Source organism: Aureimonas fodinaquatilis, from assembly GCF_008369445.1.
GTDB classification, from domain to species: Bacteria; Pseudomonadota; Alphaproteobacteria; order Rhizobiales; family Rhizobiaceae; genus Aureimonas; species Aureimonas fodinaquatilis.
Map to the genome: position 1 here is coordinate 1,042,168 of NZ_VTWH01000001.1, position 19,906 is coordinate 1,062,073.

Here is a 19,906-nt window from a genome sequence, read left to right on the forward strand (position 1 = left end):
CGGGGTCCCTCGAACAGTCGGCCTGACTTTGGCGACGCAACAATGACCGGCCCGGAAGGAGATCGGCCCTTTTAGCGACTTGTTTAACGTGGCTGCAAGCCGGCCGGCAAAATCACCACTCTTTGTGCATAATCCTGCAATTAGCCTGCGTCAACGCACTTTGGTTGCTTTATTGCTCAAGCATCTGTAGCGCATGTCTGGCAGAAAAAAATCGGGGCGAAGGCATGCAGGACGGAATTTTGCCGGATAAAGACATTCGGGCTTTGTATGATACCGGTGCCATTGTTGCCGCACAGGCTTTTGCGTCCGATCAGGTGCAGCCTGCCAGTCTGGACCTGCGCCTCGGCGACCGGGCATACCGCGTGCGCGCCAGTTTCCTGCCGGGGCGGCAAAGAACGGTTGCAGATGCGCTGGAGCGGTTTTCGTTGCACGTTGTTGATTTGCAGGCGGGTGCGGTGCTGGAGACAGGCTGCGTCTACATTGTGCCCCTGATGGAAAGCCTGAACCTGCCGGAAACGGTGCGCGCTGCCGCCAATCCGAAATCCTCGACCGGTCGTCTGGATATTTTCACCCGCGTCATTACTGACAGAGCGCAGGAGTTTGACAAGGTGGGCGCGGGCTATTCCGGCCAGCTCTATCTGGAAATTTCGCCCCGGACATTCCCCGTTGTTGTTCGGCAGGGCTCCCGGTTGAGCCAGATACGGTTTCGCAGCGGACGCGCAGAGCTCAGCGGCGAGGAGCTTGCGCAACTGCACCTGGCGGAAAAAATTACCAATTCCACCGATGCCAATATTTCCGGTGGTGGCATTGCGCTGTCGGTAGACTTGAACGGCGATGAAACCGGTCTGATAGGCTACCGCGGCAAGCGGCACACCGGGGTTATTGATGTGGACCGGCGGGCGGCGCATCAGGTTTCCGAATTCTGGGAGCCGCTTTACCGCTCCAAATCCGGCGAACTGGTGCTCGACCCGAATGAATTTTACATTCTGGTTTCCGAAGAAGCGGTTCATGTGCCTCCGGACTATGCTGCCGAAATGACGCCATTTGATCCGCTGGTTGGGGAGTTCCGGGTGCATTATGCCGGGTTCTTCGACCCGGGATTTGGCCATCAGGCGGCGGGCGGCGGCGGCAGCCGCGCAGTGCTGGAAGTGCGCAGCCATGAAGTGCCGTTTATTCTTGAGCACGGACAGATTGTCGGACGGCTGATTTATGAGCGCATGGCCTCGCGGCCGGAAAAGCTCTATGGCTCAGACCTCAATTCAAATTACCAGGCGCAGCGGCTGAAGTTGTCCAAACATTTTGCCTGAAACTGGCGCTACACCAGGTCGCTGATGCTGCGGGTTTTCCTGCCGGCCATGTAATCAACGCATGCGCCAATATCCAGGGCGACCGCGCCTTGTTGCCGGGCGGCATGGGTGAAAATCTTGCCGATAAAACCCGCTGCGATCAGAACCAGCGTTCCGGGTTGCGCCACCCGCTCAATCTGGCTGATCACCGTATGGTAGTTTTCAAACAAAGGCGGCATTTCTTCAAATGACTGGCCGTCCCGCACTTTGGTGTGCGGCGAAACGGCAATCATTTGGGCATTGGCAAGAAAAGCGGGCTTCAGTTGCGTCTGCCGCCAGCACGTTACGACAACAACATGGCGCGCCTGCTTTGCCAATTGCTCCAGAAAGTCTTCACTGAAGACAAACTGATGCACCCTTTCCTCCGTAAACAGGCGATCAGGCTTTTGAGCCAGGGCGGCCACTCCGTTCAACACGGCTATCAGGCCTCGTCTCGCGCGGGTTCCCGCAAGCCCCGAAGCCATGCGCCCGCAATCGCGAAACCATCTGAATATGCTCGGGATAGCCAGAATATCTGCCTCATTGACCGCTTGCTGAAAGAGCCCGCGAAGTCTCTCTGCCTGTTCAGGGAGAGGGTGCTTACCCCACCAGATGGCCTCGCGAAGCCGATCATCTGCATCAAAATCGGCACGTCCTGCTCCGCTGATTGCTGGAGGTGCAAATCCGTAGGCTTCGCCGTCACCCAGACGGATGAGTGACAGAGCTGTTCCAGAGACCAGATGATGCTGGATGATCTCCTCCAGCCGCTTCCGCTTTTCCTGGCAGAAGCGAATGTCCATCAAATCGCTGTTGGCGGTAACGATCGAATAGGGGCGCTGGACAAATGAGCGGAAATTTTCACGCTCCTGCAGTGAGAAATCGTCAAGCTTCCCGGCCGCGAAATCCAGATAATCGCGCCATTGTGCGGTATCGGCCAATGCCAGATCCAGTATATCTGTGCGATTGACCGACCGAAGAAGCTCAGAAAATTTGAGCTTATCTTCGCTGGGTGCCTGGGTTCTTTTCAGAAAGCTGCGAATTAAATGAACGGCTTCATTTGTGCAGCCATTCTTGATCAACAACCTGGCGGCGCCCAGACAGGTTGGTTGAGACAACGGATATTTGCGCCGGGCGGGGCAATTCGCCAGCAGTTTCTGCAAGTAAACGAGGTTTTCTGACAGGCAAAACTGCGTTGCGACGATTTCGAACATATACTTCGCTATCAGTCTGTTCGCTAAATTCGCCAGGAAATAGCGCACTACCTCATCATCGTCAGGGTATTGATTGCCCCTGTAATGGAGGATTTTCATCCGTACCAGAAAGCTTATGTCCGGAAAGCTGCCGAGCTGTTCGCCCATCAGAATTTCTGCCTCGGCGATTTGCCTTTCAGATATCAACTTCAGAGCGTGACGCAGAAGCCGCTCTTCTTCCAGAAGGAGAGGCGCAGCGTGGTCTTCTGTGTCAAACGCAGCCTTTGTGAAGCTAGTCTCTGACTTGATCATCGCTGGGCTTCCACAGGCACATCACAATTCGGCGCACCGACAACGCACCTATGAGTTATGTATATGACTGCTTATGTACTCTGCATCAAGGCTGATGATCAGCCGCGTCGGTCTATTTGAACCGCCTCGTGTGCCCTGTCGCGGAAGTTGGCTTTGCGCCCTTCATCGTCCATCAGAGCAATCATAGCTGCGCCGATCATGACGATGGCGATGGCATAGCCGATGATACGATGAGTTTTCAAACCTGACATGGATAATCCTGTTTAAGGTTGATGGTGGGTGGTTAACCATCTTTTTGCAGGTCTGCAATGCGTCAATGTGAATCAATGTGTGGAAATGCGTTGAACCAAGCTCGGTGCGACAACCGGCGTCTCAATAACAAAGCCTGAAAAAGGAGTTGAACCGATGACGCAAACGTCCCTGCTTTTGAAGATCCTGCTGATGGGCCCGATGTTCTGGTGTTCGGCTGTTGCGCAGGAGGTCAGTGCGGGGTCTTGGGAATATGGCCGTGACGGCTCCGGAGATGCCACCCGGCTGCACGCAACCGTTGCCGGGAAAGTGGATGACGGCGCTTCTGCCACTCTGACTTTCTACGACAGTGAGATTGCCGGTCGTCAGGCACATGTGGCGCTGCCTTTTCTTCCAGACTGCGTCACCGGTTGCCGTGTTGCTCTGTCACTCGACGGGGCAACGGTCGAAACTGTCCGCGCCACAATCCTTCCAACATCTGACACCACGTTAACATTGCGCAACGCCCGCAATATCTGGCGGAACCTGGACAATGCCCAAGTGCTCGAAATTGCCATTACCGCAGAAGGCGGTGCAAAGCGGCATGCGGTGTTCAAAGTCGGCGGATTCGACGTTCAGGCGCTGCCGGGCTGGAAATGAAATCCGGGACTACCTGCGTCGGCACCTGCAGATCCACGCCGTCAGGTCTGATTTCTGCTCTGAGAGCACTTTCCCCTATTGTGTTGCAAACCCTTGTATTGTAGTGCTTGCAGCATATGAGCGGGTGTAGTTCAGCGGTAGAACGCAAGCTTCCCAAGCTTGATGTCGTGGGTTCGATCCCCATCGCCCGCTCCAGAAATTTCAACTGTTTGCGTCTTGTGTTCGCGTACAGGGCTTTAACTCATCACAGGCAAAATCGGTAAATTTACCGCTGCACTCGCGGGCCGCCCTTCCTCTGGGCGAAAAAATCGTTAGAAAGCCAGAAGATCGATTTGCGAGCGCGGTGGAAAAGTTCACCCTGTCGTCTCGCTTTCAGCGCAATGGATAACGTCGCATATGAGCAATGATACCTTTATCCGCGAGGTCAATGAAGAGATCCGGCAGGAGCGTGTTCGGGCCATATGGAAACGATATGGCGCGATCCTGATCGGGGTAATTACTCTGATTATCCTCGGCACGATCGGCTATGTTGTGTGGAGCAAGCTGGCCGCTGAACGTGCCGCGGCGGACGGCGACAGGTTGATTGCCGCAACTGAACTGGCAAGTTCAGGTGACAATGCAGGCGCACAGGCAGCGTTGGAGCAACTGGCCGCCGATGGGCATGGCAGCTACAGGGAAATTGCCCAGATGCAGCTTGCCGCAAACCAGCAGCAGGCCGGTGATCTGGCGGCTGCGCTGGCCGGATTTGATGCTGTTGCCGCCAACCGCTCCACCCCCACGGCATTGCGCGATGTAGCGGCGATTCGCGCTGCCTATATTCTTGTGGACACCGGTTCAGTGGATGATGTGCGTGAGCGGGTCGAGCGTCTGGCAAGCGAAAACGAGCCGCTTCGCCATCCCGCGCTGGAAGCCATTGGCCTGGCTTTGTGGAAAGCTAACGATACGGCCGGGGCCAAGTCCTATTTCAGCCAGCTTGCAGAGGATTTTGCGACCCCGCAGGGGCTGGCCCAGCGGGCGCGCCTGATGCTGGATCTTATTGCCGCAAACGAGCAGCAGCCGGTTAGTACGGGCGCTGCCGCTCCAGATGCGGCTACGCAGTAAATAAAGGAAGGCGCACAGACGCCATGGTAACCATTGCCATTATCGGCCGACCCAATGTCGGCAAGTCTACCCTGTTTAACCGGTTGGTGGGCAAGCGCCTGGCTCTGGTGGATGACAGGCCGGGCGTAACGCGCGACCGGCGAGAGGGCGCGGCGACACTGTTCGACCTTGAGTTTGACATTGTGGACACGGCCGGTCTGGAAGAAGCCGGGGCTGAAACTTTGGAAGGGCGCATGCGTGCCCAGACAGAATCCGCCATTGCTGTGGCCGACCTTTCCCTGTTTGTCGTTGATGCCAAATCCGGCCTGACGCCGCATGACAGCCACTTTGCAGAAATGCTGCGGCGTGCCGGACGCCCCGTGGTGCTTGTAGCCAACAAGGCAGAGGCCAAGGGGTCGGACGCCGGATTTTACGACACCTATGCCCTGGGCCTTGGAGAGCCGGTTGCGATTTCTGCCGAGCACGGCGAAGGCATGGGCGAACTGCGGGACGCTATTGTTCAGGCTTTGGGCGAGGATGCCTTTGCCGAAGAGGTGGAGGAAGCGGAGGCCGATGTTGAGCTGGCCTTTGACGAGGACGGCGAGCCTGTTGACACTTATGACGATACCAAACCGCTGAACATTGCGATCGTCGGGCGTCCCAATGCAGGCAAATCGACTTTGGTGAACCGCTTTCTTGGGCAGGACAGGCTGCTGACGGGGCCAGAGGCTGGCATCACTCGTGATTCCATCTCGGTTGAATGGGAGTGGCAGGGTCGCCGGATCAAAATGTTTGATACCGCGGGTTTGCGCCGCAAGGCCAAAGTTCAGGAAAAGCTGGAAAAGCTTTCGGTCGCAGATGCCATCCGCGCCATCAAATTTGCAGAAGTGGTTGTTGTGGTTCTGGACGTGAATGTGCCTTTTGAACGGCAGGACCTGCAAATCGCCGATCTGATCGAGCGAGAGGGCAGGGCTCCGGTTATTGCCTTCAACAAATGGGACATGATCGAAGACCGGCACGAGGTTTTGGCCGAACTGCGTGAAAAGACCACGCGCCTGCTGCCGCAAATGCGCGGTGTGAAGGCCATCACCGTTTCTGGCGAGACGGGCGAGGGCTTGAACAAACTGATGCAAGCCATTGTGGAAACACATCAGACGTGGAATCGGCGTATCTCCACAGCGAAGCTGAATCAGTGGCTGGAACGTATGGTGTCACACCACCCGCCGCCTGCTGTGGCAGGGCGCAGGGTTAATGTGAAATATATCACCCAGGTGAAAACCCGGCCGCCGACATTCGTCATTTCGACATCCCGGCCAGATGCGTTGGGCGCTGCCTATACCCGCTATCTGGTCAATGGACTGCGTGAGGATTTTGGTTTGGCGGGCATTCCTATTCGGCTGAACCTGCGTAAACCCAACAATCCATATGCATCGCGCGCAAAGAAATACTAAAGGAATAACTTTAGATATTTTGCTTTTTGTTAAGCTAAATGGCGTCTTATTAACTCCTCGCTAAGGTTAATGAAGGATGATCGGCATTCGTTAAATTGATCCGGATGCCGGGAATGCATGCCAGCTTAAAACCAAGCGGAAAGGCGAAAAGCCAACGCCGCCACAGCCGTCATGCACTGCGGGGCCACTGGCTGGTTGCCGGCGGCTTTGCCATCGCAGCCGTGTTGGGCACCGGCAACCCGGTTGCCAAATCTGAGCGAGCAGAGCTTGAGCTGGAACTGGCGGCACAATTGCTGCAACAGGCCGTGCAACTGGAAATTGAGGAGCTGGCGTCGCTGCGAACCACGTCTCCGCTTGCCGAACGGGGCGACCGCGTTCTGAGCGCGTACACTCAGCTTAAAATGTTTTCCACCGGCACCGTTTTGTCTGTCCAGCCGCAAACCGCTGCAGAGCGCGCACCGGGCGATGGCTTGATGCTGACGGCGCTTTCCGGCCTGCCAGCAGAGGCAGAGGCCGCAGAGCTGGTGTTTTCCAGCTTTGAACGCCCGCATCCGTTGCGCGATACCGTGGAAACGGTTATGGCAAATGTTGCTGATGAGCCTGCGGCAACGCCGAGCAAGCCTGATGGTGCATCCATGGAAATGGCCTATGCGCCAACGTCAACACCACGCCTTCCCAGCCGGTTTGACGATATCTTGACGGGCCGTGACGACGGATTTGTGCCACCGCTGGGCGAAAACGACCATGCCTGGGCAGCAAAAATTCTGCCCGAATCCGCCTATTCCACCGCCGAGCAGACCTGTCTCGCTACGGGCATATATTTTGAGGCAAGAGGGGAATCCGAGACCGGGCAAGCCGCTGTTGCACAGGTGATTCTAAACCGGGTGCGCAATCCCACCTATCCGGACACGATTTGCGGTGTCGTCTATCAGAATCGCCACATGCGCAATCGCTGCCAGTTTTCCTTTGCCTGTGATGGAATTCCCGACAGGATTACCAACCAGCGTGCATATGACCGCGCCAAGGCCATTGGTCAGAAAGTGACTGCCGGCCAGATATGGCTGCCCGAAGTCGGGTCTGCCACGCATTATCATGCAACTTATGTGCGGCCACGCTGGGCTCGCGCGATGGAAAAAGTCGAAAAAATCGGGCTCCATGTCTTCTATCGCACTTTCAATGGCGGGTGGAACTGAGGCAAATGACCGGCGATGGGGTTGATTCCATCAAAAATGCCGGGGACTTCTGTCTGCTCCGGGTAAATTTTGCGCGAGCGAGGCGACATCATGGTTCAAGACGATCTGCCTGAATCTGACAAGGAATGGCTGGAGCGGCGCGAAAAGCTTTCGCAGAGACTGGATGCTGTGAAGTCACGGCAGTTGCCGCAATCTTCCATGCTGGCGCCAAAGGGCGGGCTTTCCGGCATGGCAGCAGGGCTGCGCATTGCCTCTGAATTCATTGCCGGCGTGGTTGTTGGCGCGCTGATCGGCTACGGAATTGACACGTTTTTCGGCACCCGGCCGTTCGGCCTGATTGTGTTTCTGCTGCTTGGTTTTGCAGCGGGAGTGCTGAATGTCATTCGCTCATCTGCCCGCACCAACACGGCAGAAATGCAAAAAGACGCGGATAACAGCAGCAAATAGCGCCAAAAGGGTGTTGCGAAGCTGGTTCGGTGACGCTATGGCAGTGACGCTCGCTTGAGCATGAACCCATCTGCTGAGAGTCACCTGAAAATGCTCTGCGCAGATTGGCTCAAGACAGGAATTGGGCAGGCGGCGCATCTGTGCTGCGGTTTGCTTATATGAAACAAGGACCAGAAGCTTGGCGAACGATCCGCTTCATCAATTCGTGATTTCCAGGCTCGTGCCGATTGAAATCGGCGGAATCGATCTTTCCTTCACCAATTCATCGTTGTTCATGGCGGTGACGGTCGTGGCGGCATCCGGGTTTTTGTGGTTTGCGACAAGTGGTCGCGGCCAGATCCCCGGTCGGGCGCAATCGGTTGCCGAACTGGCTTATGAATTCATCGCCAATATGTTGAGAGATTCGGCTGGCTCCAAGGGAATGGTGTTTTTCCCGCTGGTCTTCTCTCTGTTCATGTTTGTGCTGGTGGCCAACCTGCTTGGCATGTTCCCTTATTTTTTCACCGTAACCAGCCACCTGATCGTGACATTCGGCCTGGCAATGCTGGTTATTGGCACGGTTGTTGTCTACGGCATCAGCAAGCACGGCCTTTCATGGTTCAAGGTGTTTGTGCCATCCGGTGTACCGGCGGCGGTTGTGCCTTTTGTGGTGGTGATCGAGGTGATCTCGTTCCTCTCCCGGCCGATTTCCTTGTCCATTCGTCTTTTTGCAAACCTGCTTTCTGGCCATATCGCGCTGAAAGTGTTTGCTGGCTTTGTCGTGTCGCTTGGTTCACTTGGCGCAGTTGGCGTAGCCGGGGCGATTCTGCCGCTGCTTATGACTATGGGCCTTACAGCGTTTGAGTTTCTGGTAGCCTTCCTTCAGGCTTATGTCTTCGCCGTATTGACCTGCATGTATCTGAATGATGCGGTTCATACGCACCACTAGGATGGTTTTTCCAAAGGCCGGGGTCTGGCCTGGAAGAAACTTTAGAAATAAAGACCATTCAGCGGTTCACGAATTGCCCTGAATGGTCTAGAACCCCTTCGACTTTCGCGGCCTAGGTCGCGGATTCCTCCCGCACGATCCAAAACAGGAGTTTCACATGGACGCGGAAGCCGCTCGCTACATTGGTGCAGGTCTCGCATGCTTCGGCATGGCCGGTACGGCACTTGCTCTCGGCAACATTTTCTCGAGCTTCCTTTCGGGCGCTCTTCGCAATCCGTCGGCTGCTGACGGCCAGTTCGGCCGTCTGGTATTCGGCTTCGCTGTGACTGAAGCTCTGGGCATCTTCTCGTTGCTCGTCGCGCTTCTCCTCCTCTTCGTCTAATATAGACTGAACGGGGATTGTGCTTCCGGCCGCCTTTTTGAAATATGGCGGCCGGCTTGTATTGACCGGGGTAAGAGATGTTCATCAGCCAAGCTTACGCACAAATTCAAGATCATTCGGCAGGTGACGCACCTCTGGGTTCGGAGCTTGTTGCCCCGACTCCGGAAGCAGTGTTTCTTGAAGGTCAGGAAGTCCATGAAAGTGGCGGTTTTCCGCCACTGGAAACAGAGTTTTTCGCTTCACAGATCCTGTGGCTGGCGATTTTCTTCGGGCTTCTCTATCTCATTCTGGCCAAAACCATAGTGCCGCGTCTTGCTGGCATTATTGAAGGGCGGCGTGGCAGAATTGCTGCCGACCTTGAGGCCGCAGAACGTATGCGCGTTGATGCTGACGAAGCACGCGCCGCCTACGAACAGGAATTGACTGAGGCGCGGGAACGCGCACATGCCATCGGCCACACAGCGCGTGACGAAGCGCGCCAGAGTGCTGATGAAGAGCGTCGCCGCAACGAGGCGGAGCTTGATGGCAAGCTTGAAAAAGCTCAGGCACATATCGCAGACGTCAAGGCGAAAGCACTGGCTGATGTGGGTACAATTGCCGAGGATGCCGCTGAGGCTATACTTTCGGAACTGACCGGCAATGATGTGTCGCGTGAAGACGTGGCCAATGCTGTCCGTTCCGCGCGCTGAGGGAGAAAGAAATCATGGCCTTTGATGCAAGTTTCTTCGCCCTTGTCGCACTCATTCTCTTTTTCGTACTGCTCTGGTACCTCAACACACACCGCACAATTGCAAAGTCGCTGGACGAGCGCGCAGGTCGCATTCAGTCAGAAATTGAAGAAGCGCGTGAACTGAAGGAAGAGGCAAAGCAGCAGCTTGCCGAATATCAGCGTCGTCGCCGTGAGGCCGAGGTTGAAGCTCGCGAGATTGTTGCCGGTGCCAAGCGTGAGGCAGACGCGATTGTCGCAGAAGCCCGCGTGAAGAGCGAAGAATATGTTGCGCGCCGCACCGCTGCGGCCGAACAGAAAATCGCTCAGGCTGAGGCTGATGCTGTTGCCGAGGTTCGCTCTTCCGCGGTTAACATTGCTATTCAGGCTGCGGCGACTCTCATCCGTGAAAAGGGATTGGGCGCAGACACTGGCCTGACCGAGCGTTCGATTGAAGAAGTTCGCCGCAAGCTCAATTAGTCTGCTTACAGACATCAGGTCATCGACCGAGTTTACCTGTGATTTCAAAATGCCCGGTTCGATCGTTCGAGCCGGGCATTTTGTTTGCCCGATCTGCGCCGGTTACTCTTGCAGTGCAGCCGACATCCGGTAGAGCTGTTATTCTATGGCGATGCGAAAATCTGATTCCTCGGTTGGTGTTAAGCAGAGTTCATTGGCGAACAAACCAATGAAGGCAGGGCCGAATTTTCTGCTGGAGCAGGCGCAAATGGCGCTCGGCTCGCATGCGATCGCCGGAATTGATGAAGCGGGACGGGGACCTTTGGCAGGACCGGTGGTGGCCGCTGCCGTCATTTTGAACGCGGATTCTATTCCAGACGGGCTGAATGATTCGAAGCAACTGGATGCTGCCAGTCGTGAAGCACTGTTTGCCGAGCTGTTGCGCTTTGCCACTATTTCCGTTGCCTCCGCCAGTGCGGCGGAAATTGACCAGATCAATATTCGACAAGCCACCCTTCTGGCCATGTCCAGAGCCTATCGCGGGCTTGCGATGCGGCCTTGCCATGCGCTGGTGGATGGGCGGGATGTGCCGCCTTTGCTGGCACTGCGTGGCACCGCTGTCGTGGGGGGAGACGCCCGCTCGCTCTCGATTGCGGCAGCATCCATTGTGGCGAAAGTCACGCGAGACAGAATGATGCAGCGGCTATGCCACACCTTTCCCGCCTATGGGTTTGGCCAGCATATGGGCTATGGCACGCCAGCGCATCTGACAGCCATTCAGCTTCATGGTCCCTGCCGCTACCACCGTATGAGCTTTCGGCCCATTCGGGTGGAGGATCCGTTGCTGATCTGATTGTTGCTGTCTGTGAACCAGCCTGTCTCGTCTGACCAGACCGGTTTAAACGGCTGGCCAGCGCAAAACGACAATGCTTCAGAGTAAGGAAAGCTGCACGCCGCTGCCCTTGGGTGGAGTGAACAGATCGGTGTTCAGACGGGTGCGGTTTTCGTTCAACCCAAGCCTGCGCGCTGCAAGCTCAAACCGCCGGTGTATCAGCATGGCGTAAGGGCCGCTCCCGCGCATTCTCTTGCCCCATTCGGCATCATAGTCCTTACCATCGCGCATGGAGCGCATCAGCGTCAAAACATGGCGGTAACGGTCCGGGTAATGGCGCAGCAGCCAATCCTTGAACAAGGGGGCCACCTCCAGCGGCAAACGCAACAGAACGTAACCGACTTCTTTTGCCCCAGCGGTCTGTGCTGCTTCCAGCAGCTTCTCAATTTCCGAGTCTGTAAGGCCGGGAATAATCGGCGCGGTCATAACCATCGTCGGAATGCCCGCTTCGCTAAGCTGGCGAACCGCGTCAAGCCGTCTGGCGGCAGTGGCTGCCCGCGGCTCCATAGTGCGGGCCAGCTTGCGGTCCATAGTGGTGATTGACAACGCCACCTTGACCAATCCCTTGGCTGACATGCGTGACAAAATATCGATATCTCGGGTGACAAGAGCGGATTTGGTTACAATTCCAACCGGGTGATTGGTCGCTTCCAGCACCTCCAATATCTGACGCATGATGCCCCAGTCCTTTTCGACCGGCTGGTAGGGGTCTGTGTTGGTGCCAATTGCAATTGTGCGCACCTTGTAACCCGGCTTGGAAAGCTCTGCTTCAAGAAGGGAGGCCGCATCGGGCTTGGCAAACAGCCGGGACTCAAAGTCCAACCCGGGTGAGAGGCCCATATAGGCATGGCTTGGGCGCGCAAAACAGTAGATGCAACCATGCTCGCAACCGCGATATGGGTTGATGGACCGGTCAAAAGAAATATCGGGCGATGAATTGCGTGTGATAATTGTTTTCGGCTTTTCGACCTGAACCTCGGTTTTGAATGCCGGAAGATCCTCAAGACTGTCCCAACCATCATCAAAGCTGGCATGGCTGAAGGGCTCAAACCTGCCAGATGGATTCAGTGCGGAACCGCGCCCGCGCCGTCTGTCAAACCCAATGCGCAGGCCGGATTGCGCCACAATATAGTCCGCCATATCCATATTGCCGGAGGCGAAGGCTGCACGGTCTGCCGTTGATATTTCCCGCATGGTCAAATCCTTGGAGAACAGACCTGATAAATAGTACGCGCATCAGAACAAATCAAGAACACGCATTAGAAAGGTGATCTGGATTTCTTTTTGAAGCTGGGCTATTCGAAGATCATGTTGTCTGTGTTGATCGAAGCTCGCGATGAGCCAATCCTTCTTTCCGCAACTCTGTCGGCGCTGGTACCGGGCGCTGTAGAAGGGCTTGTGGCTGATGTGGTGGTGGTGGACCGGGGAATGGGTGTTTCGGCCCTGCGGGTGGCTGAAGACGCAGGCTGCCAGGTGCGCACGGAAACACTGTCCGAATGCCTGACCATGGCGAAATGTGATTGGGTCATGCTTCTGGAGTGCGGATCCAAACCGCTGCGCGGCTGGGTGGATGCCGTTTCACATTTTCTGGGCGATGCAGCCGAAGGCGCTGCAAACCGACAGGCTGCGCGGTTTCGTGTTGCGCGGCAGGACAGATCGTCGCTTTGGCAGGGGCTGCGTCTGCGGCGCAATCTGCTGTCCGGCGGGCTTATTCTGCGCAAGCGTGATGGCGTGGCCTTTGCGCGTTCGGTGGGTGAGCCGGCGGGTCTGGTACGGCTGGCACGCCCGCAATTGCTGGATGCCGATATTCGCATAAGGCCGGCACAGGGTGAACCCAAACTGCCGCAGCGTCTGTCCCAATAAAGATTTCAGGATAAGCGGGAGTGTCCGAGCCGTGGCATGATCTCGACGAAGTTGCAGGGCTTGTGGCGGTGATCCAGTTGCGCCAGCAGAATTTTATCCCATGCGTCACGGCATGCTCCCGGGGAGCCGGGCAGCACAAACACAAAAGTTGATGAAATGACGCCGGCGGTGGCGCGCGATTGCACAGTGGAAACGCCGATCGTATCAAAGGATACGCGGTGAAACACAGCCGAGAAACCATCAATCCGCTTGTCGAACAGCGGCTCCAGTGCATCGGGCGTTACGTCTCGGTCCGTCAGGCCTGTTCCGCCTGTTGTCAGAACCACATCAACTGACGGGTCTTTGGCCCATCCCGTGACGGCCTCGCGAATAGCCGCAATGTCGTCAGCGACAATTCTGCGGTCGGCCAGCTTGTGCCCGGCCGCCTCAAGCCTGTCAGTCAACGTATCGCCAGATCGGTCGTCTGCCCTTGTACGGGTGTCCGAAATTGTCAGCACGGCGATGGAAAGCGGAATGAACTCGCGTTCTTTGGTCATGCCGTGGCCTTTCAATTCAGAGGGTTGTTGTCGCTTTAACCCACCACGCAGGGTGGCTGTGTGCCAGCGTTCTGGCTGCATGATCTGCAGCCTGCCCGGTTTCGAAAATTCCAAACACGGTTGCACCGGAACCGGACATCCGGGAAAGCCGCGCGCCGGCAAAATCCAAAGCCGCAAGTGCAGTCAGAATTTCTGGTGCCAGTTGCGAAGCGGGCAGTTGCAGATCGTTGCGTGAAGCCGCAAGAAATGCCAGCAGTTCGCTGGCAGTTGCAAAGCCGATATCCGGCACCGGCTGCATCGGTGCGTTGTTTCGCTGTTCCAGCCGGCCGAAAATGACCGGCGTGGACACCGCAATCCCCGGATTGACCATGACAATGGGCAAGCGTGGCATGTTTGGCAGCGGTTGCAGGTTCTCACCAACACCCCGCGCTATTGCTGGCTGCTGAAGCAGGCACATTGGAACATCAGCGCCCAATTGCACACAGGCCGTTGCGACGTGAATCTGAGCAGGCTTCGGAAGGCCGGGCAGAAGCATGCGCAAAAGCGCCGCCGCATCTGCCGAGCCGCCACCGATACCAGACGCTACGGGAAGATTCTTGCGCAGGTGGATGGCCAGAGGCGGCACCAATGAAGCGCATTGCGATGCTGCAGTCCGCAAAAGGGTCAGTGCCTGGTGCAGGATGTTCGGGCCACCCTGCAGGGAGCCGGCAAAGGGGCCAGAAATGTCCAGTGTGTCGGCGGGGGCAGAAGAAATCGTCAGCTCGTCGCCTGTCTCCACAAAGACCACCAGACTTTCCAGCAGGTGATATCCGTCTGCCCGGCGCCCGACCACATGCAGCGACAGGTTCAGCTTGGCGCAGGCTGTTGCCGATCTTTCAATGCCGGGCTTCAAATCAATTCCCGGCACGGGTGCCTCAGTTAGCGCTTGTGTCATCTGCTGGCTGATCGGCCAAAGCGCGCTTTTCCGGTAGCGGCTTATCAGGTGCGGTTTCGCCGGAATCCTCTTTCGCCGGGGTCAGGCCGTTTTCAAGCTTTTCCTTGATATCGGCCACCACATTGTCTTCCGGTGCGGGGGTGCCGTCCAATGCACGCTGCCATTGAAAACGGGCTTCGCGGAAACGCTCCACCTGCCAATAGGCATCGCCAAGATGGTCGTTGATGGTTGGGTCCGAAGGAGTGATGAGCACTGCACGTTCAAGCTGTGTCACCGCATCGTCATAGCGGCCCAGGCGGTAGTAAGCCCAGCCCAGTGAATCGATGATATATCCATCATTGGGGCGCAGCCGCACGGCCTTGCGGATCATGTCCAGACCTTCATCGAGATTGCGGTCCATATCGACCAGCGAATAACCCAGATAGTTCAAGACCTGTGGCTGATCAGGTGAAAGCTCCAGCGCTTTGCGAAAGTTTGGTTCAGCCTTGTCCCACTCTTTCAAACGTTCAAACGCAATGCCGGTCTGGTAATAAATGTTCCAATTCTGAGGGCCGTTCTCGGGTGCCAGCTCAAGAGCGCGGGCCAGAATTTCCGAGGATTTGGTATATTCCTTGTCGGCGGAAAGCACGTCAGCATAGGCGAGGTGCGACTGCAAATCCTCAGGGTGATCTGCAATAGCCTTTGCCAGAAGAGTCTTGCCCTCTTCCTTGCGGTCAGAGAACCAGAGATCCAGTCCCATTTGCAGATCCGCCGTGCGGCGATAGGCCGAGTTTTCCGGAATCTGCTCATAATAGCGAATTGCGCGGTCGATCTGCTTGCCCTGCTCGGCACTGGCTGCCAGAGAGCTCAGCAGTTTGGGGGATGAGTTTTCGTTCAGGGCGTCGGCAAGCTGAAAATAGAGCAGGGCAACCTGTTGGCCGTCACCACGATTGATCACCTGACCGAGCACAAACAGCGCCTCCGCCGCGCCTTCCTGCACGGTGGCAACAGGCGGTTGCACGGTTTCCTTCGCCTCAATGGCTTTGTTCAGAAACAGAAGCGGATCATAGGCCGGAGCCAGAGCCAGACCATATTCAGTGCCAGCGAGAGCGGCCTCTGTATTGCCTGCCGCAAGTTCAATTCGGCCCATGGCCTCAGAGGCGGCAAGGTAGGTGTCAGGCGATGTCTGCACCGAGGATTTGTCATCCAGCAAAATCTTCAGAACCCGCCGGGCTTCATCCGGCTGACCGGAATAATCGTAAATCAGGCCCTTTTGATAGAGATTGAAAATCGCGAACCATGGCGGGCCTTTCAACTCATCAAGGCGGCGAATGGCACCTTCACTATCGCCTTTGCCAACTTGAGCCCAGGCGGACAGGTGGCCGAGCAGCAACTGGTCCAGTTCGCTGGAGTCGGACAGATCGAAATGATTGATCGCTGCGTCGTATTCGCCATCACGCAGGGCTTCAATGCCAAGGGCAATGCGGGCAACTTTTCCGGCGTCGCTGTCATCGAGCAGTTTTGAAGCAAGTTCGGCGCCCTGGTCAAACCGGCCATCGGCCAAAAAGGCAAACATGGCTTCCACCTGCACGGGGCGGGCGGTTGGATCAATGGTCAGGGCTTTTTCGTAGTAGCGACTGGCTTCATCCAGCGCGCCTTCGGACTGGGCGGCTTTTGCGGCAAGGTAGGCGCCGGAAAGGGACTGAGCGTTTATTCCGGGCTCGGCGCGGGCCAGATGCGGGGTTTCGTTTTTGCTGAGGGCCGAGGCGGGAAGGGGGAAAAGGAGGGCCGAGAGGGTCAGAGCCAGGGCGACTTTAAACGTACCGGATGTCTGCACGGGTTGCGTCCTCTTGGGCTGGAGAAGCCGTTTTGGTTTTTGAGCAAAGCTCGTTAGCTGTGATTATCAGCGGGTAGAATGACGTTTTTAGGGCTTATAGCATTTTGCAGCCAGACGGAATCGTCTGGCGTCGCATAAATGCGGTGAGAAAAGCCAATTTTGCAGCCAGACGGAATCGTCTGGCGTCGCATAAATGCGGTGAGAAAAGCCAATTTTGCAGCCAGACGGAATCGTTTGGGGTCGCATAAATGCAGTGAGAAAGGCCAGTTTTGCAGCCAGAAAAACTCTTCCAACATCCCATAAATGCGGTGAGACATGCCAGCTTTCCAGCCAGACTGAACGGTCACGCCGCATCAAAACAGTGAGCAGATCGAAACTGCGGTCAGTGCTGCGGCTTAATTGATTCGGTCGACGCAGAATTCGACAACATCGGCCAGAGCTTGTCGTGAAGGCGAAGGATCGAGCACATTCAGTGAGTCCATCGCTTCCCGACCATAGGCAATTGCGCGTTGGCGGGTTTCTTCCAGAGCGCCGTGCTTTTCCATCAACTGCATTGCGCGGGCAAGGGCTTGATCATCATTCGCGCCGTTTTCCATTGCATCGCGCCAGAAGGCGCGATCGTCCTCATTGCCTTTCTGGTAAGCCAGAATGACGGGAAGAGTGATTTTTCCTTCACGGAAATCATCGCCGACATTTTTTCCAAGGGCGGCAGATGTGCCGCCATAGTCCAGAATATCGTCAACAAGCTGGAAGGCGAGGCCCAAAGCGTTGCCATAGGCGCGCAAGCTGGCAATGTGCTCTTCACTTGCTTGGGCAATGACCGGCCCAACCTCGGTTGCGGCAGCAAAGAGTGCTGCGGTTTTGGCCTCGATCACCGCCAGATAATCAGCTTCCGTGGTGGTCATTTTCTGCGCAGCAGAAAGCTGCCAGACTTCACCTTCGGCAATGACGGCAGATGCATTGGAAAGAATGGCAAGCGCGCGCAGAGAGCCGACTTCAACCATCATTTTGAAGGCCTGGCCGAGCAGATAGTCGCCTACAAGCACGCTGGCCTGATTGCCCCAGATCATGCGAGCAGTTTTTTTGCCGCGGCGCAGATCGCTTTCATCAACCACATCGTCGTGCAGCAGGGTGGCGGTGTGCAAAAATTCCACGCTGGCGGCAAGTTTGATATGCCCTTCGCCCGTATAGCCAAAGGCCTGTGCTGAGGCGAGTGTCAGCATCGGGCGAAGACGCTTTCCGCCCGAGGAAATGAGATGGTCCGCGATCTCTGGAATGAGTTCCACATTAGACCCGGCCATCGAAAGAATCAGCGCATTCACGCGGTCCATGTCGGCGCGGGTCAGGTCCACGATGGACGTGATGGCCGGGCGGGCCGCAGCTTGGCTGACGGAATTTGCAACGCTCACGATGTCACTCCGTTTGACATGCCGGGAATAAACATCAGCAGGGCGAGCGGCAAGCAGCAAGTTGGCATTTAACGCCCTATTCGCGATAAATGTGATGGAAGTTCTTGCAGAACCGGCAATTTTGGTGCCGAGTGCGGCCATGGAAGAATTGTTACGATCCAATGATGCGGTTTTGATTTCGTTTGTCGAGGTGCTGCTGAAAGAGGCGGGCATCGGCCATTTCATTGCCGACTCGCATATGAGCATTCTGGATGGCTCAATAGGGGTCCTGCCGCGCCGGATCATGGTGGACAGTGACCGGGCAGAGGAGGCCAAGGCCCTGCTGGTGGAGGCTGACCTGGCCCATGAGCTGCGCTGACACAGCTATTGCCACCCGGGTTGATGCATTCTGGCATGGCGCATTCTATCTGGCACAGCCGGTTGCCGTGGGGCACCGTTCCGGTTTGGATGCCATGCTGGTGGCTGCGTGCGTGCGGGCAGACTGGCAAGGCAAAGCGCTGGATATGGGGGCAGGAGCCGGAGCAATCGGCATTGCTGCGGCCACGCGCGCATCGGGCTTGACGGTAACGCTGGCCGAGCTGGATGATGCCATGGCGGTGGCGGCGCAGGAGTCGATTGCGCTGCCGCAGAATGCGGGTGTTTCAAGCCGCGTGACCTTCACACAGATTGACCTGACGGCGACGCGCATTGCGCGCGAGGCGGCAGGGCTAAGGGACGGCGCGTTTGACTATGTGCTGACCAATCCACCATTTTACGCTCATGACCACCGCGCTTCGCCGGACGACGTGCGACGGGCGGCATTGTCGATGCCGGATGACGAATTCTTGCTGCGCTGGATCAGCGTTGCAGCAGGGCTGTGCCGGATCGGCGGGCAAATGGTGATGGTGCTGCAACCCGACAATCTCACCCAGGTGCTGGCCGCGCTTCCGGGGAGGTTCGGCAAAGTTTCCATTCGCCCGGTGCACACGCGCCCCGGCACTGCTGCAAGCCGCATTCTATTGGCCGGTGTGCGCGGCTCTCGAGCGCCACTGCGCATTTTGCCGGAACTTGCGCTGCGCAATGGCGAAGGGTCGCTCAATCCACAAGCTCAGGCGCTGGGCGCAGGCACGTTGCAACTGGATGTTTGACGGCATTTGCGCCAGGGGCCTGCAATGCCTATCTGCACACAGACGACAATAGAAAGAGAAGAGTCGCCGCGTGGCCAGATTTGTTCAAAAGCTTTTACCCAAGCGTTTCCGCAAGAAAAAAGTGCTGATACCTGTTGTGCGGTTGCACGGTGCCATAATGGCTGGCAGCGCCGGCATGGGGCGACAGTCTGTTTCCATGGCAGCGGTGGCACCGCTTCTCAAAAAAGCGTTTGAGCGTTCCAAAGCGCCAGTTGTTGCGATTGAGGTGAATTCTCCCGGCGGCTCGCCTGTGCAGTCGCGGCTGATTTATCGACGCATTCGTGAACTGGCTGCCAAGCACGACAAGAAGGTGCTGGTATTCTGCGAAGATGTTGCTGCGTCTGGCGGCTATATGATTGCCTGTGCGGGCGATGAAATCATCGCTGATCCTTCCAGCATTGTCGGATCTATCGGTGTGGTGTCCGGCGGGTTTGGTTTTGTGGACCTGATCCGGCGCATCGGCGTGGAACGGCGCGTTTACACTGCCGGTCAGAACAAGGCGACGCTGGACCCGTTCCAGCCTGAAAAGCCTGAAGATGTAGCGCATTTGAAAAGCTTGCAACTGGATATACATGCCATTTTCATTGATCTTGTGCGCAAAAGCCGGGGCGACAAACTGGCCAATGACCCTGAATTGTTCTCGGGCCTCTTCTGGTCCGGCGGCAAGGGGCTGGAGCTTGGCCTGGTAGACAGGTTGGGCGATCTGCACGGAGTGTTGACCGAGCGTTTCGGCGAAGACGTCGAGCTGGAGGTTATTCAGGCGAAGAAGGGCTTTTTCAGCGGGCTGGTTGGGTTTGGTGCTGAAGCCAGGAGTGCTGCGCTGGTGCGCAACCTTGCAGACGTGGCCGAGGAAAAATCGCTCTGGGGGCGATACGGCCTGTAAGGGCTGGCATTTTTCAGTTTTGTGAAGCGCTTTGCCTTGCTTTCGT

23 protein-coding genes, 1 tRNA gene and 1 riboswitch are annotated in these 19,906 nt (G+C 56.7%); of the genes, 16 read left to right on the plus strand and 8 right to left on the minus strand.

The window, feature by feature from the left end; translation table 11 throughout:
* Positions 1–50: 50 nt before the first annotated feature.
* A riboswitch (SAM riboswitch) is annotated at positions 51–129 on the minus strand.
* A 95-nt stretch (positions 130–224) separates the two neighbouring features.
* Positions 225–1,307, plus strand: coding sequence for a 2'-deoxycytidine 5'-triphosphate deaminase (locus FPY71_RS04895; RefSeq protein WP_149298138.1), 1,083 nt, complete (start codon positions 225–227; stop codon positions 1,305–1,307).
* An 8-nt stretch (positions 1,308–1,315) separates the two neighbouring features.
* Here FPY71_RS04895 and FPY71_RS04900 read toward each other — a convergent pair whose 3' ends face one another.
* Both FPY71_RS04900 and FPY71_RS18425 read right to left on the minus strand, forming a co-directional pair.
* Complete coding sequence (locus tag FPY71_RS04900; RefSeq protein WP_149298140.1) at positions 1,316–2,263, minus strand: GT-D fold domain-containing protein; 948 nt, start codon at positions 2,261–2,263, stop codon at positions 1,316–1,318.
* Positions 2,264–2,925: 662 nt separating this feature from the next.
* Positions 2,926–3,078 carry a hypothetical protein gene (locus tag FPY71_RS18425; protein WP_188052208.1) on the minus strand — a complete coding sequence of 51 codons (153 nt, stop codon included), beginning with the start codon at positions 3,076–3,078 and terminating at the stop codon, positions 2,926–2,928.
* Positions 3,079–3,232: 154 nt separating this feature from the next.
* On the opposite strand from FPY71_RS18425, the gene FPY71_RS04910 reads away from it, so the two are divergent.
* The 11 genes from FPY71_RS04910 (at position 3,233) to FPY71_RS04960 (ending at position 11,214) form a co-directional block, all read left to right on the plus strand.
* A complete protein-coding gene (locus FPY71_RS04910; RefSeq protein WP_149298144.1) occupies positions 3,233–3,715 on the plus strand; it encodes a hypothetical protein in 483 nt (160 codons plus the stop codon).
* A gap of 120 nt (positions 3,716–3,835) precedes the next feature.
* Positions 3,836–3,910: transfer RNA gene (locus FPY71_RS04915), tRNA-Gly, on the plus strand.
* 201 nt (positions 3,911–4,111) lie between these two features.
* Positions 4,112–4,816, plus strand: coding sequence for a tetratricopeptide repeat protein (locus FPY71_RS04920; RefSeq protein WP_149298146.1), 705 nt, complete (start codon positions 4,112–4,114; stop codon positions 4,814–4,816).
* 23 nt (positions 4,817–4,839) lie between these two features.
* Positions 4,840–6,246, plus strand: a complete 1,407-nt coding sequence (gene der, locus FPY71_RS04925; RefSeq protein WP_149298148.1) for a ribosome biogenesis GTPase Der — start codon at positions 4,840–4,842, stop codon at positions 6,244–6,246.
* Positions 6,247–6,359: 113 nt separating this feature from the next.
* A complete protein-coding gene (locus FPY71_RS04930) occupies positions 6,360–7,439 on the plus strand; it encodes a cell wall hydrolase (protein WP_188052209.1) in 1,080 nt (359 codons plus the stop codon).
* A gap of 90 nt (positions 7,440–7,529) precedes the next feature.
* On the plus strand, positions 7,530–7,886 hold the full coding sequence (locus FPY71_RS04935) for an AtpZ/AtpI family protein (RefSeq protein ID WP_149298152.1): 357 nt from the start codon (positions 7,530–7,532) through the stop codon (positions 7,884–7,886).
* A 178-nt stretch (positions 7,887–8,064) separates the two neighbouring features.
* The gene (locus FPY71_RS04940; RefSeq protein WP_149298154.1) at positions 8,065–8,814 is read left to right on the plus strand and encodes a F0F1 ATP synthase subunit A; all 750 of its coding nucleotides are present in this window, start codon (positions 8,065–8,067) and stop codon (positions 8,812–8,814) included.
* Between the two features lie 157 nt (positions 8,815–8,971).
* Positions 8,972–9,196 (plus strand): F0F1 ATP synthase subunit C, encoded by a 225-nt coding sequence (locus FPY71_RS04945; protein ID WP_039189151.1) that lies wholly within the window; start codon positions 8,972–8,974, stop codon positions 9,194–9,196.
* Between the two features lie 77 nt (positions 9,197–9,273).
* Positions 9,274–9,885 (plus strand): F0F1 ATP synthase subunit B, encoded by a 612-nt coding sequence (locus tag FPY71_RS04950; RefSeq protein ID WP_149298156.1) that lies wholly within the window; start codon positions 9,274–9,276, stop codon positions 9,883–9,885.
* 14 nt (positions 9,886–9,899) lie between these two features.
* Complete coding sequence (locus FPY71_RS04955) at positions 9,900–10,382, plus strand: F0F1 ATP synthase subunit B family protein (RefSeq protein ID WP_149298158.1); 483 nt, start codon at positions 9,900–9,902, stop codon at positions 10,380–10,382.
* Positions 10,383–10,590: 208 nt separating this feature from the next.
* Positions 10,591–11,214 (plus strand): ribonuclease HII, encoded by a 624-nt coding sequence (locus FPY71_RS04960; RefSeq protein ID WP_246160167.1) that lies wholly within the window; start codon positions 10,591–10,593, stop codon positions 11,212–11,214.
* A 78-nt stretch (positions 11,215–11,292) separates the two neighbouring features.
* On the opposite strand, the gene FPY71_RS04965 is transcribed toward FPY71_RS04960, so the two are convergent.
* The gene (locus FPY71_RS04965) at positions 11,293–12,447 is read right to left on the minus strand and encodes a PA0069 family radical SAM protein (RefSeq protein ID WP_149298161.1); all 1,155 of its coding nucleotides are present in this window, start codon (positions 12,445–12,447) and stop codon (positions 11,293–11,295) included.
* A 90-nt stretch (positions 12,448–12,537) separates the two neighbouring features.
* On the opposite strand from FPY71_RS04965, the gene FPY71_RS04970 reads away from it, so the two are divergent.
* On the plus strand, positions 12,538–13,116 hold the full coding sequence (locus tag FPY71_RS04970) for a glycosyl transferase (protein WP_149298163.1): 579 nt from the start codon (positions 12,538–12,540) through the stop codon (positions 13,114–13,116).
* 5 nt (positions 13,117–13,121) lie between these two features.
* Here the strand turns inward: FPY71_RS04970 and moaB are convergent, their stop codons facing one another.
* From moaB to FPY71_RS04995, 5 genes are all read right to left on the minus strand, one after another.
* On the minus strand, positions 13,122–13,652 hold the full coding sequence (moaB, locus tag FPY71_RS04975; protein ID WP_149298165.1) for a molybdenum cofactor biosynthesis protein B: 531 nt from the start codon (positions 13,650–13,652) through the stop codon (positions 13,122–13,124).
* 16 nt (positions 13,653–13,668) lie between these two features.
* Positions 13,669–14,586, minus strand: a complete 918-nt coding sequence (locus FPY71_RS04980; RefSeq protein WP_149298167.1) for a 4-(cytidine 5'-diphospho)-2-C-methyl-D-erythritol kinase — start codon at positions 14,584–14,586, stop codon at positions 13,669–13,671.
* The gene (locus FPY71_RS04985) at positions 14,567–16,402 is read right to left on the minus strand and encodes a tetratricopeptide repeat protein (RefSeq protein WP_149298169.1); all 1,836 of its coding nucleotides are present in this window, start codon (positions 16,400–16,402) and stop codon (positions 14,567–14,569) included. The genes FPY71_RS04980 and FPY71_RS04985 overlap by 20 nt, the downstream gene beginning before the upstream one ends.
* A gap of 53 nt (positions 16,403–16,455) precedes the next feature.
* The gene (locus FPY71_RS04990) at positions 16,456–16,719 is read right to left on the minus strand and encodes a hypothetical protein (RefSeq protein WP_149298171.1); all 264 of its coding nucleotides are present in this window, start codon (positions 16,717–16,719) and stop codon (positions 16,456–16,458) included.
* A gap of 78 nt (positions 16,720–16,797) precedes the next feature.
* Positions 16,798–17,814: a polyprenyl synthetase family protein gene (locus FPY71_RS04995; RefSeq protein ID WP_425457867.1), complete on the minus strand. Its 1,017-nt coding sequence runs from the start codon at positions 17,812–17,814 to the stop codon at positions 16,798–16,800.
* Positions 17,815–17,950: 136 nt separating this feature from the next.
* Between FPY71_RS04995 and FPY71_RS05000 the strand changes: the two genes are divergently transcribed.
* The 3 genes from FPY71_RS05000 (at position 17,951) to FPY71_RS05010 (ending at position 19,860) form a co-directional block, all read left to right on the plus strand.
* Entirely contained in the window at positions 17,951–18,169 is a 219-nt protein-coding gene (locus FPY71_RS05000) for a putative signal transducing protein (RefSeq protein ID WP_149298174.1), read from the plus strand.
* Positions 18,156–18,938, plus strand: a complete 783-nt coding sequence (locus FPY71_RS05005) for a tRNA1(Val) (adenine(37)-N6)-methyltransferase (protein ID WP_149298176.1) — start codon at positions 18,156–18,158, stop codon at positions 18,936–18,938. The genes FPY71_RS05000 and FPY71_RS05005 overlap by 14 nt, the downstream gene beginning before the upstream one ends.
* 70 nt (positions 18,939–19,008) lie before the next feature.
* Positions 19,009–19,860 (plus strand): S49 family peptidase, encoded by an 852-nt coding sequence (locus tag FPY71_RS05010; RefSeq protein ID WP_246160132.1) that lies wholly within the window; start codon positions 19,009–19,011, stop codon positions 19,858–19,860.
* The last annotated feature ends 46 nt before the right edge of the window (positions 19,861–19,906 follow it).